Raw genomic sequence first — 14,078 nt, 5'->3', positions numbered from 1 at the left:
CTCACGCCTCCTCGGCCGCGCGGGCCACGAGCTTCGTCCAGGCGGTCACGACGTGCTCGCCCGCCTCGTCGTGCACCTCGCCGCGGACGTCCAGGATGTCGTTGCCCGCCAGGGACTTGATCGCCTCGATGGTCGAGGTGACCGTGAGCCGGTCGCCGGCCCTGACCGGACGGCTGTACGCGAACCTCTGGTCCCCGTGGACCACGCGGTTGTAGTCCAGCCCGAGCTGCGGGTCCTGGACGACCTGGCCCGCGGCGCGGAAGGTGATGGAGAACACGAAGGTGGGCGGGGCGATCACATCGGGGTGACCGAACGACTTCGCGGCCTCGGGGTCCGTGTACACCGGGTTGGTCTCTCCCACCGCCTCGGCGAACTCGCGGATCTTCTCCCGGCCCACCTCATAGGGCGTGGTGGGCGGGTAGGTCCGTCCCACGAAGGACTGGTCGAGCGCCATGGCCCGGCACCTCCTGATGTCTGCTGTGAATGGCCCCAAATTAGCCGGAAACACCCGGGGAACGTGCGCGGGGCAGGTGGCCGCGTGGAGTGGATGATCGCCGAGCCGGCCCGCGGCCGGGTCGCCGAGCAGGCGAAAACGCCGTGAGGCCGCCCCCACGAAGGGGACGGCCTCACGAACGAGCCTATTTATCGCGTTTCGCGATGCGCGGTGTGCGCATTGCAACGCGGGCAGTGCTTCTTCATCTCAAGACGATCCGGGTTGTTACGCCGGTTCTTCTTGGTGATGTAGTTCCGCTCCTTGCACTCCACGCAGGCCAGCGTGATCTTCGGGCGGACGTCGGTGGCAGCCACGTGAGTGCTCCTAAGACGAACGGATGGACTAATTCAACGCAAGAAAGAGTAGCCGATCGAAGGACCGACCCCGCAATCGGCTACTGTCAGTAGCGGTGACCGGACTTGAACCGGTGACACAGCGATTATGAGCCGCTTGCTCTACCGACTGAGCTACACCGCTGAGATGCGATCGGGCCCCGTCTCTCGACGGGTACCTCTCACACCAGAGCCCCAAAACGGAATCGAACCGTTGACCTTCTCCTTACCATGGAGACGCTCTGCCGACTGAGCTATTGGGGCGAGCGATGAAGACATTACACGGTCCGCCGCCGTTCACCCAAATCCGTATCCGGCCGCCCGCCATGACCCCCTTCCCAGGCCTCCCGGCCGCCCCCTGAGCCCGGGGAGTACCGGTGGGGACACGGGTGCCGGCGGGCCGAGCGGGTGACGTCGCCGACGTGGGCACACGCGCGTGGGCGTGCCGCTGCGGGGCGCCGGCGGCGGCCACAGGCGCGCCCGCGCAGGCGCGTCGAGAACACGTTGGGCCGCTTGCGGTTTCGGATACGCAGAGTCACGCCCGCGGGCTCGCTCCGCGTCACGAACGTGACGAACGCCGCACGGCGGGGTTGCCGCGGGCGGGCGGGCTGCCGTCAGCGGGAGCAGCCCGCGCCACGCGCGTGAGCGACCCGTGTACCGCCAGGGGTAGACCACGCCGGTACGACTATTGCGCTCCTGCGCGACCCCAGCGGCGCGTCACCCTAGGCTCGACTCACTCTGCGTGATCTTGGGGTTCCGGACTCCGAGCCCTCACGCCGGTCTGCCCGAGCCCCCGGCCCCGACCCTGGAGCGCGATGCCCGACAGCCAGCCGCAGCCTCACCAGCCGCCGAACTCGTCGGGCGCCTCCGGATCGTCCGAACCGGCCGCCCTGCTGCTGTGCGGGGCGCGGCTCACCGACGGACGGACCGTGGACGTACGGCTGAGCGGCGGGCGCATCGAGGCGGTGGGAACGGCCGGCAGTCTCGCGCCCGGCCCCGCCCGGACGGCGTCCACGCGCTTGGACCTGAGCGGCTACCTGCTCCTCCCGGCCCCGGCCGAAGCGCACGGCCACGGTGACACCGCCCTGTCCGCCGAACGCCCCGGACCGGTGTCGTACGCGCCCGAGGACGTCCAGCGCCGCGCCACGGAGGCGGCCCTGCTGCAGCTCGGGCACGGGGCGACGGCGGTACGCGCGCACGTACGCGTGGGCGACGTCCAGGGGCTGGGTGCACTGGGAGCGGTCCTGCAGGCCAGGCGTTCGCTGCGGGGGCTCGCGGAACTGACGACGGTGGCGATGCCCCGTCTGCTGACCGGGGTGGCCGGGGCCGACGGGCTCGCGATGCTCCGGGACGCGCTGAAGATGGGCGCCTCCGTGGTGGGCGGCTGTCCGGACCTGGACCCGGATCCCACCGGGTATGTGGAGGCGGTCCTGGAGGTGGCCTCCGAGCACGGCTGCCCCGTCGACCTGCACACGGACGCCGCCGACCCGGCCCGGCTGGCCCGGCTCGCGGCCATGGCGGGGGGCCTGCGCCCCGGCGTGACGATCGGTCCGTGCGCCGGTCTCGCGCGCCTGCCCACCGAAGCCGCCGCCCGCATCGCGGACCAGCTGGCGGCGGCCGGTGTCACGGTCGTGTGCCTGCCCCAGGGCGGCTGCGGCAACGCCGACCGGCAGGGCACGGCACCGGTACGGCTGCTGCGAACGGCCGGGGTGCGGGTCTCGGCCGGAAGCGGCGCCCTGCGCGACGTCTCCAACCCCGTCGGCCGAGGCGACCCGCTGGAGGCCGCCTACCTGCTCGCCTCCGCCCACGGCCTGCGCCCCGAGGACGCGTACGACGCCGTCTCCGCCTCGGCCCGCGCGGTACTGGGCCTGCCGGACGTGCGCCTGGAGGCGGGTTTCCCGGCCGAACTCCTCGCCGTACGCGGCGACCACCTGTCCGGCGCGCTCTCCCTCGCCTACAGCCGGATCGTGGTGCACCGGGGCCGGGTGGTGGCCCGCACCAGCGCGGTGCGCGAGTACTGCAACTCGGCGGCGGCAGCGGAACTCGGGCTGCCGCGGCAGGGTCGGAAGGAGCTGTCGTGAGGTGACACCGACGCGGAGGGGTGCGCCGCGGGGCACGGCGGCGGTGCGGCGGGGGGGGGTGACGGAGGGCGCGGTGCCCGATCGGGCGCGGGCTGTGCGCATGCGCCGGGCGTGTTCCGGGCGCGCCGGTTAACTCGTGCGGCGGACGCACCTCTTCGGGCGTACGGTCGGAATCATGCGCATTGTCATTGCTGGTGGACACGGTCAGATCACGCTGCGGCTGGAGCGTCTGCTCTCCGCGCGCGGAGACGAGGTCGCAGGAATCATCCGCAACGCCGAGCAGAACGATGATCTTCGGGCGGCCGGTGCCGAACCGGTCCTGCTCGACCTGGAGTCGGCTTCGGTGGAGGAGGTCGCGGCGCGGCTGCAGGGCGCTGACGCGGCGGTCTTCGCGGCCGGTGCGGGCCCGGGCAGCGGTACGGCCCGCAAGGAGACGGTGGACAGGGGTGCGGCGGTGCTGTTCGCGGACGCGGCCGTCCGCGCGGGCGTACGCCGCTTCGTGGTGGTCTCCGCGATGGGCGCGGATCCCGGGCACAAGGGGGACGAGGTCTTCGACGTGTACCTGCGCGCCAAGGGTGAGGCCGACGCGTACGTCGCCCGGCAGGAGGCGCTGGACTGGACGATCCTGCGCCCCGGCTCGCTGACGGACGACCCGGGGACCGGCCTGGTCCGTCTGGAGGCGCACACCGGGCGGGGGGCGATTCCTCGGGACGACGTGGCGGCCGTCCTCGCGGAGCTGGTGGAGACGTCGTCGACGGCCGGCCTGACACTGGATCTGATCAGCGGTTCGACGCCGGTGTCGGTGGCGGTGAAGTCGGTGGCCGGGAACTGAGGCCTGTCCCCGGCCGTTGCACGGTCGGGGACCACGGACGCGGCGCGGCGGACCCAGTGGCGGCGTACGGATAGGCCGCGGCGGACCCAGTGGCGGCGCGTGAAGGGGGCGCTGACGCGCCGTCGGTTCGCGAGCTGCCCCTCGGCCGGCCCCTCCCCCTCCGCGGTTCCGTCAGAACCGAACCGCTCCGAACTCAGAAGAGCGGCAGCTGCCCGGGAAAGTCCGGTACGGCGTACCCGTCCAACGACGGCTGGACGGCTCCGAGTTGTGCGTGCTGCCGGGATCCGGCGCAGGAGACGAGGTCCCCGCTCTCCCGCGTGCCGGGCGGGTCGTGGCGCGCGAAGCGGCCCGCGACGACGGCGATCTCGCGGCGGCACACGGGACAGGTTCTGCGGCGGGAGGACATGGCGTCAGTCTGCCTGCCGACGGGGCGCGGGCGGCACCGTCGTCAGGTTCGGGTCTCCGCCTCCCACCGGTCCGGACCCACCCCGCGCCAGTCGATCAGCGGCGAGTCGGCCACCTGCTCGGGCTCGATCTCCAGCCCCGCCCGACGCAGGAATTCGACCAGGTCCCGCACGCTGTGCGCGAGGCCCAGGATCTCGCCGTCCACCCGGACCCGGCGGCCGCCGGTCGGGGACGGCAGCTGCACGATGATGGGACGTTTCCCGGCCATGGCTCCAGCATCGTCCGGACCGCCCGGACCCGCACCCGGGCCGGTCATTCGACAATTCCCAGCATGGTGTCCGGACGGCACAGCGGGCATGCCGTGACACCTCCTTCGGTGAGCGCGCGTACCGCCTGTTGACGGCCGATCCCCTTCGAGCGGCCGCCGGCGCCGGAGCAGCCGCCGACGTGGACGTAGACCGCGCTCCGGCCGTTCAGGCCGCGCTCGATCAGCCAGTCCGGAGCGGTCCGTCGTACCGCGAGGCGGCGCTGCCGTTCGGCTTCCCGGCGCTCCTCGTCCGCGATCCACCGGTCCATGAGCGCAAGCTGCCGCGCGGCCTGGTGTTCGACGACGCGGCGCGCGAAACGCAGCATGTCGAGACGCGTCAGCGGACGGTCATCGTTCACACGTTCGATTCTAGGGGCGCGGAGGGGAAAAGCGCGACCATGGCCGCGAGCGCACAGCCCATCGATGGCGCACCGCGCGCCGACGACGCACCGCCGCACGCCCATGGCGCACCGCACACCGGCGACACGCACGCACACCGGCGACAAGTGAGTGGTTGCCTATCCTCGGATCGTGGCCGACGACCTCTTCAGAGCCCTGGCCGACCCTGGCCGACCCCACCCGCCGCACCATCCGCGACGAGCTCACGGAGAAGTCCGGACGGACACTGTCCGAGATCTGCTCCCGGCTGAGCATGGAGCACCGGCTCGGCATCTCGCGTCAAGGGTGTGTCGGCATCTCACCGTGCTGGAGGCCGCGGGGCTCGTCGAGACCAGGCGGGAAGGCCGCCACAGGTTCCATGACCTGAACACGGAGCCGCTGCGGCAGTTCGCCGGGCGGCGGCTCGTGCCCGACACATCCGGACCGGAGAAGAGCACCCCGTGAAGATTCATCTGACCAGTGTCTTCGTCGACGACCAGGCCAAGGCCGAGCGCTTCTACACCGAGATCCTCGGCTTCGTGAAGAAGCACGACGTCCCGGTGGGCGAGAAGGACCGGTGGCTGACCGTGGTTTCGCCCGAGGAGCCCGACGGCACCGAACTCCTGCTGGAGCCCACCGGCCACCCGGCCGCCAAGACCTACCGCGACACGCTCGTGCAGGACGGCATCCCGCTCGCCCAGTTCGCCGTCGACGACGTGCGGGCGGAGTACGAGCGCCTGCACGCTCTCGGCGTCCGCTTCCTTCAGGAGCCCCTGGAGATGGGCCCCGTCACCACCGCCGTCTTCGACGACACCTGCGGCAACCTGATCCAGATCGCGACCAAGCCGCGGTAGCCGATTCGCCCGGGTGCGGTGGACACTCCGGCCGGCTTCCTGACGGCCCTTCACCTCACCGACCGGCCCCCGCGGGAGGGGAACGCCCGGGACGGGGCGGCAGCCTGGCTCCACGTCGGCCCGCGCCTTGGACGGCAGAGGCCCACGCTTCGCTGTCGCACGGCTCCGGCAACGCAAGGTCTGCCGGCCGGACATCGGAAACGGCCAGGGCCCCGTGATCTGCTTTCACAGATCACGGGGCCCTGATTCCCGTGTGGCGGCGCCAGGATTCGAACCTGGGAAGGCTGAGCCGGCAGATTTACAGTCTGCTCCCTTTGGCCGCTCGGGCACACCGCCGGGGGTCGCTGCCGATCGCGCCGCGCTTCGGCGGTGCTCCCTGGCAACGACGTAAACAATACCCGATACACAGGGGTGCTTCGCCACCCGATTGATCGCCACTCCTCGGCTCACGGGGTGGCTAGGCTGGTGCGGATGCGGCCCGGCACCACACCGGGCCCGGCGGCCGCCGCTTCGCGCACGCCGGCACGCACCCGACAAGCACCCCGATACAAGGAGCCACAGGACATGGCCGACTCCAGTTTCGACATCGTCTCGAAGGTCGAGCGGCAGGAGGTCGACAACGCCCTCAACCAGGCCGCCAAGGAGATCTCGCAGCGCTACGACTTCAAGGGCGTCGGCGCCTCGATCTCGTGGTCCGGTGACAAGATCCTGATGGAGGCGAACTCCGAGGACCGGGTGAACGCTGTCCTCGACGTCTTCCAGTCCAAGCTGATCAAGCGCGGCATCTCGCTGAAGGCGCTCGACGCGGGTGAGCCCCAGCTCTCCGGCAAGGAGTACAAGATCTTCGCCTCGATCGAGGAGGGTATCTCCCAGGAGAACGCCAAGAAGGTGGCGAAGATCATTCGCGACGAGGGCCCCAAGGGCGTCAAGGCCCAGGTCCAGGGCGACGAGCTGCGGGTCAGCTCCAAGAGCCGCGACGACCTGCAGACCGTGATCACCCTCCTCAAGGGCCACGACTTCGACTTCGCGCTGCAGTTCGTGAACTACCGGTAGGTCTCCCGGGCTCCGGCTGCACCGCCCCGGAGGGCAGGAGCGAAAACGGGCGGGCGCCCCGGGGCCGATACGAGGCCCGGGGCGCCCGCCGCGCTGCTTGCCGCACCGCTGCGACCACACTGGCGCTTGCCGCCATCGATGCAAGCCGCACCGTGCTCGCCGCATCGGTGCCGCACCGTGCTGGCCGCATCGTGCTGGCCGTACCGCCGTCGGCGGCGCCGTCACTCGCCGTGCTGCCCGGCGGCGTTCAGTCGCGTGAGTTGCCGAACAGGATGCGGTAGGCGATCAGGAGCACCAGGGAGCCTCCGATGGCCGCTGCCCAGGTGGCGCCGTCGTAGAAGTGCTTGCTTACCGGGTGGTCCAGCCAGCGGGCCGAGATCCAGCCGCCGATGAAGGCTCCCGCGACGCCGATGAAGGTCGTGCCGATGAAGCCGCCGGGGTCGCGGCCCGGCAGCAGGACCTTGGCGATGGCTCCGGCCAGCAGTCCGAGGATGATCCAACTGATGATGCCCATGCCGTGAACCTGCCCTTCCGCGCCGTGTCCGCACTCGCCGGCCCCTGAAATGTCGGTGAGGGCCGCCGACCGTCGCGCGTGTGTTCGTGCCGTGTCTGTGAAGAGGACGCCTGGGGCATGTCGCCCGGTTGCGGCGATCGGTGGGACTCCGCACCGAGGGCACGGCCGGCCGGGGCAGCCGCGATCGCGGCGTCGGGCCGCCGTGCGAGCAGGACACGGCGATTCCGTCCGGGAACGTGATCAGCTGATACTGGTGTCAGCAGGCATGCCGACGGAGTGACCTGGAGAGGTGCCGATCATGAAGGTGTTCAACCTGCTGCTCAATGTCGTGTGGCTCGTCTTCTGCGGCTTCTGGATGGCGCTCGGCTACCTCGTAGCTGCCCTGATCTGCTTCATTCTGATCATCACCATCCCGTTCGGCATCGCGTCGCTGCGCATCGCCGGCTTCGTCCTGTGGCCGTTCGGCCGGACCACGGTGGACCGGCCGGACGCCGGGTCGGGGTCCTTCATCGGCAACGTGATCTGGGTGGTCTTCGCCGGATGGTGGCTGGCGCTGGCCCATCTGATCACGAGCATCCCGCTGTTCCTGTCGATCATCGGAATCCCCTTCGGCTGGGCGAACCTGAAGCTGATCCCGATCTCGCTCATGCCTCTCGGGCGGGAGGTCGTCCCCTCGGACCAGGGCTTCGGCGGGCGCTGACCACACGGGCCCCTCTGCTCGATCGCGCACTGAGCCCGGGGGTGCGTGCGCTGAGCCCGAGGCTTCGCGCACTGAGCCCGGGTTGATCGCGTGCTGAGCCGGGGCCGCCGGGTTCCCTGCTTTCGGCGTCCGCCGGCGACCGGTCGCGAACCTCGCCGCCCACTCGGCGAGAATCGAAATTCCTATTCATCGCGCCCCGCACAATCCGTTGCTTTGACCATGCCGAATAAGGCCTTCGAGGGACTTTCCGAATAGACGCGTGTCGCACATGATAAGATTCCGGCGCGACGGCCTCGCGCCGAGCGACGTACCCACCGTCCCACCGTCATCCGATGGCACGACAACCTGACAAGGCGATCGCACGGTCGGGTATCGCCATTCCGGAGGAGCTCTTCTTCCGCGCCTCCGACTGCGACACATCCGTCGCCCTCATTTCTCATACGGGCTGCATATAGGTCCGCCCGATACCTCAACAACGTGCTTGTCCGGCTAATCCTTCACTCGTTCGCCGCGCACCCATCCCGGTATGGCGGAGTTAGTCGAAGCGTGATGAAGGCGTTGAGGGGTCAGGTACTCCAACCTGTTGCAGAGCGGTTCCACTCGACTGCTGGACGGTCCGCGCGGCTGGGTCCCTACACCTACCTGCCCGCGCCGTCCGGTGCGGATACGTCCAAGGGGGTTCTGATGATGGGCGGCCTCCCCGTCCCGCTCGAGGTGACCGAGGAGATCCTCCAGGATTTCATGGACTCGATGAGCTTCCTGGAAAGAGACACCTCGAAGCGCTGGGTGGGGCTGGGAACCTGGTCCTGTGCTTCGCCGGCGGAATGAGACCCGACATGTGGGACGGGCAGATGGAATTTTATCCAGATCCCCCTGTCGATTATTCGAACGGTTACTACGACACCGGGGGGCGGCACCGACTTCCGACCGAGGACGTCTATGCCCCCTTGATTCCTCCGGAATCGAGCTGGGACCCTGCGGAAGAGCTCGCCTTCATGCTGCAGGACGCCGTCGAGCAGCAGCCGAAGATCCCGGTAGCCCGCAACGAGGACCACTTCGCGGGCCCAGGACCGAAGACCCCCCGTGACGCCCTGGTGGAGCTCACGGCAGAGCTGCCCCCGGTCAGGTCATCCCCGAGGGGGCACCGCAAGGTCCGGGAGAGACAGCGGCCGAGCAAGGCCCGCATCACCAGCTACTTCATCGCGGCACTGGTGACCGTCATCGCGTCAGCCGTGAGCATTTTCGGCGGCCTGATCGCATACGACCCACTGCGGTTCGTGGCAGAGACCCGGACGCAGAGCAGCGTGGTCTCCTGGTGGCCTTTCCTGGTGTTCGGCCCCTGGCTCGTGGCGTCGCTGTCCATTGTCCGCGCAGCGCTGCATCAACGGCGGGCCTTCCATTCGTGGTCCGTGCTCCTGCTGTTCTCCGCCGTCGCCATGACGTTGTGCGTGGCGCAAGCGCCGAAAGACCTCGTCGACACCGCGGCTGCCGCCCTGCCGAGTTTCGCCTCGCTCGCCTGCTTCCAGCAGGTGGTGCGGCAGATCACCCTCACCAGGCCGCCCCGAAGGACGCTGCCGCGACACCGGTTGCAGCCTCTGGAGACGCCCACCAACGAAGCGACTGACGCGCAGCCGCAGGGCAGTACGCCGTCGACAAGACTTTCTCAGGAGGACCACACGAGTGAAAAGCCTAGTCTCGACGGCGCATCTGCTTCTTCCCGACGTCGCCCGGCTCCTGCCCCGCCAGCAGATGGCCATGGACTGCGCCATCTGCGCCCGCCCACTGGGAGCGGGCGGCCGGATGCTGGGTGAGGTGCTGTACCGGGGACTGCCGTTCCAGCTCTGGGCCTGCATCTTCGGCTGTCATACGACCGCATCGCCCTTCCAGACCATCTGAGGCGAGCTTCGGATCCTTCAGGGAGCCGCTGCCGCTCAGGAAGGGCGAATGCCGTTCGGGACCACCTTCACCGGGGGCGGCCTGCCATCTTTTCGAGCCGGGCGACGCGCTCCGCCATCGGGGGGTGCGTGGAGAACATCCTGGACAGTCCCTGGCCCGGACGGAAGGGATTGGCGATCATCATGTGGCTCGCCGTCTCGATGCGGGGCTCGGGCGGCAACGGGAGCTGCTTGGTGCCGGCCTCCAGCTTGCGCAGCGCGCCGGCCAGGGCGAGCGGGTCACCGGTGAGCTGGGCTCCCGAGGCGTCCGCCTCGTACTCCCGGGAACGGCTGATGGCCAGCTGGATGAGGGTGGCGGCGAGCGGGCCCAGGATCATGATCAGGAGCATGCCGAGCAGGCCGGGGCCGTCGTCGTCGTCCGAGCGGCCGATCGGGATCAGCCAGGCGAAGTTCACCAGGAACATGATCACCGAGGCCAGGGCGCCGGCGACCGAGGAGATGAGGATGTCCCGGTTGTAGACGTGGCTCAGCTCGTGGCCGATGACGCCGCGCAGCTCGCGCTCGTCCAGCAGGCGCAGGATGCCCTCCGTGCAGCACACCGCGGCGTTGCGCGGGTTGCGGCCCGTGGCGAAGGCGTTGGGGGCCTCCGTGGGGGAGATGTACAGCCGGGGCATGGGCTGGCGGGCCTGCGTGGACAGCTCGCGCACCATTCGGTACAGCGCCGGGGCCTCGAACTCGCTGACCGGGCGGGCGCGCATCGCGCGCAGGGCGAGCTTGTCGCTGTTCCAGTACGCGTACGCGTTCGTGCCCAGGGCGATCAGGACCGCGACGATGAGCCCGGTGCGGCCGAAGAAGCTGCCGATGACGATGATGAGTGCGGACAGTCCCCCGAGGAGTACGGCGGTCCTGAGCCCGTTGTGCCGGCGGTGCACGGTGCGCCCTCCAAGTCGTGCAGCTGGGGAACACTTTGGTCCAGTGGACCCTCCCTCTTCTGACAACGCCAGGCGGCGGTCACGAGTTCCCTGCTGTGCGCGGCGGCGCGGTCCGGCCGTACGGGTGACGTGCGGTTTCGGCCTCACGCGCGCGTGGTGGCAGGGTGCCCCCACGCGCGCGTACCGGGTCCTTGGCCGGGGGGCGGCCTCAGAACAGGCCGGTCGCCGCGAAGCGCAGGACGAGCTGAGGTGCTCCGGAAAGGGCGACGCCGAGGACTCCGGTCAGGGCGATCGCGGCCGTCAAGGGTGCCGGGACGCGGTGTTGGGCGGGCTCGCCCTCGGGGGCGCGGAACAGCAGGGCCGTCCACTGCAGGTAGTAGAAGAGGGCGATCACGACGTTGAGGGCCATGACGACGGCGAGCCAGCCGAGGCCCGCGTCGACGGCCGCCGAGAACACGGTGACCTTGGCGAACAGGCCGATGACACCCGGCGGCAGTCCGGCCAGGCAGAGCAGGAAGAAGGCCAGGAGGAGCGCGCTGAGCGGGTTGTCGGCGTACAGGCCGCGGTAGTCGGCGATCCGGTTGAGGGGCTTCGTACGCCCCACCAGGGCGGCCACGGCGAACGCGCCGAGGTTCACGGCGGCGTACATCAGGGCGTACGCGACGGTGGAGCCGACCGCTTTCCGCGGGTCCTCGGCGTATCCGGCGGCGGCGATCGGCACGAGGAGGTAGCCGGCCTGGCCGACGGAGGACCAGGCGAGCAGGCGTACGGCGCTGTACGCGCGCGTGGCCTGCTGGCGCAGGGCGCCGGCGTTGCCGACGGTCATGGTGAGGGCGGCCAGGGCGGCGAGCGCCGGCCCCCAGATGTCCGCGTACGACGGGAACGCGACGACGGTGACGAGGATCAGGCCGGAGAAGCCGACCGCCTTGCCGACGACGGAGAGGTAGGCGGCGACGGGCAGAGGCGCGCCCACGTACGTGTCGGGCACCCAGAAGTGGAAGGGCACGGCGGCCGTCTTGAAGGCGAAGCCGACGAGGGTGAGGACGACGCCGGTCTGGGCGAGCGTGTGCAGCTGTCCGTCGGTGTGCGGCAGGCGCTGGGCGACCTGGGTGAGGTAGAGGGTGCCGGTGCAGGCGTAGACGAAGCTGACGCCCATCAGGCTGACCGCGGTGGCGGTGACCGAGGACAGGAAGAACTTCAGCGCTGCCTCGGAGGACCGCTTGTCGCCGTGCCGGATGCCCACCAGGGCGAAGGCCGGCAGGGAGGCGACCTCCAGGGCGACGATCAGGGTGGCCAGGTCGCGGGAGGCGGGCAGCAGGGCGGCGCCGGCGGCGGAGGACAGCAGCAGGAACCAGAACTCGCCCGCCGGGACGCGCCGCCGGTCGTCGTCGAGGTTCGTCACCGACAGCAGGGCCGCGAGCAGGGCCCCGCCGAGGACCAGGAACTGGATGACGACGGTGAAGTGATCGGCTGTGTAGCTGCACGCACGCGCGTGGCCGGTCAGGCAGAAGGTGCTGCGGTCACCGTCCAGGAGCGGCAGGAGCGCCAGGGCCGCAACGGCCAGGCCGGCGACCGAGACCCAGCCGAGCACCGCCTTGCGGGGCTCGGGCACGAACAGGTCGGCGACGAGGACGACGAGCGCCACGACGGCGGCGATCGTGGGCGGGGCGATCGCGAGCCAGTCGACGGACTGGACCGCCGACGCGGCGAGCGGCTGGACGCTCATCGGGTGCCTCCTGCGAGGAGCTGCTGCACGGCCGGGTCGGTCAGGCCGAGCAGGGCCTTCGGCCACAGCCCGGCGACGACGGTGAGGGTGACGAGCGGGGTCCAGGCGGCGAACTCGTACCCGCGGACGTCGGCGAGCTTCGGCGTCTCCTGCTCCACGCCGCCCATGCAGACGCGGCGGACCACGATCAGCATGTACGCGGCCGTCAGCAGGGTGCCGAACGCGCCGATGGCCATGAAGGTGAGGAACGCGGGCCTGCTGAGGTCGGCTGCGGGCTTGAAAGCGCCGAACAGCGACAGCATCTCGCCCCAGAATCCGGCCAGCCCCGGCAGTCCGAGCGAGGCGACCGCGCCGAAGGCGAGCAGCCCGCCGAGGCGGGGGGCCCTGCCGTACAGCGCGGCGCCGGTCTCCTCGGCCAGCGTGTCGAGGTCGGTGCTGCCGGTGCGGTCCTTGAGCGCGCCGACCAGGAAGAACAGCAGGCCGGTGATGAGGCCGTGGGCGATGTTGGCGAACAGGGCGCCGTTCACGCCGGTCGGGGTCATGGTGGCGATGCCCAGCAGGACGAAGCCCATGTGGCCGACGGAGGAGTAGGCGATCAGCCGCTTGAGGTCGCCGTTCGCGCCTCGTTTGGCGAGGGCCAGGCAGGCCAGCGACCCGTAGACGATCCCCACGACGGCGAACGCGGCGAGGTACGGCGCGAAGGTGCGGAAGCCGTGCGGCACCACCGGCAGCAGGATGCGGACGAACCCGTAGGTGCCCATCTTGAGCAGGACACCGGCCAGCATGACGGAGCCGACGGTCGGCGCCGCGGTGTGAGCGTCGGGGAGCCAGCTGTGCAGCGGCCACATCGGCGTCTTGACCGCGAGCCCGATCCCGACCGCGAGAACGGCGATGACCTGCACGGACGTGGTCAGCGACCGGCCGTTGTCAGTGGCGAGTGCCACCATGTCGAATGTGCCCGCCTTGAGTCCGATCAGGAGCAGGCCGAGCAACATGACGACGGAGCCGAGCAGCGTGAACAGGATGAACTTCCAGGCGGCCCGGGTCCGGCCCTCGCCGCCCCAGCGGGCGATGAGGAAGTACATCGGGATGAGCACCATCTCGAACGCGAGGAAGAACAGCAGCAGGTCGAGGACGGCGAAGGTCGCGAGAGTGCCGGACTCGAGCAGCAGCAGCAAGGCGACGAACGCCTTCGGGGACGGCCCCGACGGCGGCTTGAAGTACGAGTAGAGCGCGCACAGGAAGGTCAGCAGCGCGGTCAGGACGAGAAGGGGGAGGGAGATGCCGTCGATGCCGAGGTGGATCCGCACGTCGAGTGCGGGGATCCAGCTGATGTCGGTCGTGGCCTGCATCCTCGACGGCTGGTCGTGGTCGAAGCCGAGCGCCAGGACGATCGCGGCGATGAGGATCACGCCGGTGACGGTGACGCCGTGCCGGAGCACGGCCTGGTCGGGCGACTTCCCCTTCAGTCCGGGCGGGGCCGGCAGGAGGGCGGCGACGGCGCCGAGGAGCGGGCCGACGACGACGAACGCCAGAAGGAACTGCATCACGGACTCGTTGATATCGATCACGCCTG

General features: G+C 70.2%; 16 protein-coding genes, 3 tRNA genes and 1 pseudogene. 8 read left to right on the top strand and 12 right to left on the bottom strand.

The features are described from left to right. Position 1: 1 nt before the first annotated feature. The 4 genes from ACGFT2_RS27960 to ACGFT2_RS27945 all read right to left on the bottom strand — a co-directional run bounded on the left by ACGFT2_RS27960 (position 2) and on the right by ACGFT2_RS27945 (position 1,089). Positions 2–454: a MaoC family dehydratase N-terminal domain-containing protein gene (locus tag ACGFT2_RS27960; RefSeq protein WP_393283210.1), complete on the bottom strand. Its 453-nt coding sequence runs from the start codon at positions 452–454 to the stop codon at positions 2–4. 188 nt (positions 455–642) lie between these two features. Further along, entirely contained in the window at positions 643–807 is a 165-nt protein-coding gene (gene rpmG, locus ACGFT2_RS27955) for a 50S ribosomal protein L33 (RefSeq protein ID WP_003948671.1), read from the bottom strand. A gap of 90 nt (positions 808–897) precedes the next feature. Then, positions 898–970 (bottom strand) — tRNA-Met (locus tag ACGFT2_RS27950). Positions 971–1,016: 46 nt separating this feature from the next. Further along, positions 1,017–1,089: transfer RNA gene (locus tag ACGFT2_RS27945), tRNA-Thr, on the bottom strand. Between the two features lie 551 nt (positions 1,090–1,640). Between ACGFT2_RS27945 and ACGFT2_RS27940 the strand changes: the two genes are divergently transcribed. Together ACGFT2_RS27940 and ACGFT2_RS27935 are read left to right on the top strand one after the other, a co-directional pair. Next, positions 1,641–2,906, top strand: a complete 1,266-nt coding sequence (locus ACGFT2_RS27940) for a hydrolase (protein WP_393283207.1) — start codon at positions 1,641–1,643, stop codon at positions 2,904–2,906. Between the two features lie 175 nt (positions 2,907–3,081). Beyond that, positions 3,082–3,738, top strand: a complete 657-nt coding sequence (locus ACGFT2_RS27935; protein ID WP_393283204.1) for an SDR family oxidoreductase — start codon at positions 3,082–3,084, stop codon at positions 3,736–3,738. Positions 3,739–3,931: 193 nt separating this feature from the next. On the opposite strand, the gene ACGFT2_RS27930 is transcribed toward ACGFT2_RS27935, so the two are convergent. From ACGFT2_RS27930 to ACGFT2_RS27920, 3 genes are read right to left on the bottom strand one after another with little or no spacing between them, the layout of a single operon-like run. Next, entirely contained in the window at positions 3,932–4,144 is a 213-nt protein-coding gene (locus tag ACGFT2_RS27930; RefSeq protein ID WP_393283201.1) for a hypothetical protein, read from the bottom strand. Between the two features lie 42 nt (positions 4,145–4,186). After that, positions 4,187–4,411, bottom strand: coding sequence for a hypothetical protein (locus ACGFT2_RS27925; RefSeq protein WP_393283199.1), 225 nt, complete (start codon positions 4,409–4,411; stop codon positions 4,187–4,189). A gap of 44 nt (positions 4,412–4,455) precedes the next feature. Further along, complete coding sequence (locus tag ACGFT2_RS27920) at positions 4,456–4,809, bottom strand: DUF6233 domain-containing protein (RefSeq protein WP_393283197.1); 354 nt, start codon at positions 4,807–4,809, stop codon at positions 4,456–4,458. Positions 4,810–4,981: 172 nt separating this feature from the next. Between ACGFT2_RS27920 and ACGFT2_RS27915 the strand changes: the two are divergent. After that, positions 4,982–5,293 (top strand): annotated as a pseudogene (locus tag ACGFT2_RS27915) (ArsR/SmtB family transcription factor). Then, positions 5,290–5,682: a VOC family protein gene (locus ACGFT2_RS27910; RefSeq protein WP_393283194.1), complete on the top strand. Its 393-nt coding sequence runs from the start codon at positions 5,290–5,292 to the stop codon at positions 5,680–5,682. Before ACGFT2_RS27915 ends, ACGFT2_RS27910 begins: the two are co-directional and overlap by 4 nt. Positions 5,683–5,936: 254 nt before the next feature. Here the strand turns inward: ACGFT2_RS27910 and ACGFT2_RS27905 are convergent. Then, positions 5,937–6,018: transfer RNA gene (locus tag ACGFT2_RS27905), tRNA-Tyr, on the bottom strand. Between the two features lie 228 nt (positions 6,019–6,246). Between ACGFT2_RS27905 and ACGFT2_RS27900 the strand changes: the two genes are divergently transcribed. Then, a complete protein-coding gene (locus tag ACGFT2_RS27900; protein ID WP_393283192.1) occupies positions 6,247–6,735 on the top strand; it encodes a YajQ family cyclic di-GMP-binding protein in 489 nt (162 codons plus the stop codon). 247 nt (positions 6,736–6,982) lie between these two features. Here the strand turns inward: ACGFT2_RS27900 and ACGFT2_RS27895 are convergent, their stop codons facing one another. Then, positions 6,983–7,249 carry a GlsB/YeaQ/YmgE family stress response membrane protein gene (locus tag ACGFT2_RS27895; protein ID WP_393283190.1) on the bottom strand — a complete coding sequence of 89 codons (267 nt, stop codon included), beginning with the start codon at positions 7,247–7,249 and terminating at the stop codon, positions 6,983–6,985. Between the two features lie 298 nt (positions 7,250–7,547). On the opposite strand from ACGFT2_RS27895, the gene ACGFT2_RS27890 reads away from it, so the two are divergent. From ACGFT2_RS27890 to ACGFT2_RS27880, 3 genes are all read left to right on the top strand, one after another. Next, on the top strand, positions 7,548–7,949 hold the full coding sequence (locus ACGFT2_RS27890) for a YccF domain-containing protein (RefSeq protein ID WP_393283188.1): 402 nt from the start codon (positions 7,548–7,550) through the stop codon (positions 7,947–7,949). Between the two features lie 546 nt (positions 7,950–8,495). After that, complete coding sequence (locus ACGFT2_RS27885; RefSeq protein WP_393283186.1) at positions 8,496–8,777, top strand: hypothetical protein; 282 nt, start codon at positions 8,496–8,498, stop codon at positions 8,775–8,777. Positions 8,778–8,785: 8 nt separating this feature from the next. Beyond that, entirely contained in the window at positions 8,786–9,760 is a 975-nt protein-coding gene (locus ACGFT2_RS27880) for a DUF2637 domain-containing protein (protein WP_393283183.1), read from the top strand. A 152-nt stretch (positions 9,761–9,912) separates the two neighbouring features. Here the strand turns inward: ACGFT2_RS27880 and htpX are convergent, their stop codons facing one another. The 3 genes from htpX to ACGFT2_RS27865 all read right to left on the bottom strand — a co-directional run bounded on the left by htpX (position 9,913) and on the right by ACGFT2_RS27865 (position 14,073). Continuing rightward, positions 9,913–10,776, bottom strand: coding sequence for a zinc metalloprotease HtpX (gene htpX, locus ACGFT2_RS27875; protein WP_393283180.1), 864 nt, complete (start codon positions 10,774–10,776; stop codon positions 9,913–9,915). A 208-nt stretch (positions 10,777–10,984) separates the two neighbouring features. After that, positions 10,985–12,502 (bottom strand): NADH-quinone oxidoreductase subunit N, encoded by a 1,518-nt coding sequence (locus tag ACGFT2_RS27870; protein ID WP_393283177.1) that lies wholly within the window; start codon positions 12,500–12,502, stop codon positions 10,985–10,987. Then, positions 12,499–14,073 (bottom strand): NADH-quinone oxidoreductase subunit M, encoded by a 1,575-nt coding sequence (locus ACGFT2_RS27865; RefSeq protein ID WP_393283176.1) that lies wholly within the window; start codon positions 14,071–14,073, stop codon positions 12,499–12,501. The genes ACGFT2_RS27870 and ACGFT2_RS27865 overlap by 4 nt, the downstream gene beginning before the upstream one ends. Positions 14,074–14,078: the final 5 nt, after the last annotated feature.

The sequence above is a fragment of the Streptomyces sp. NPDC048514 genome (assembly GCF_043199955.1).
Taxonomy (GTDB): Bacteria; Actinomycetota; Actinomycetes; order Streptomycetales; family Streptomycetaceae; genus Streptomyces.
The sequence above is the reverse complement of the archived record's forward strand: the minus strand, read 5'-3'. Positions and strand labels throughout refer to the sequence as shown.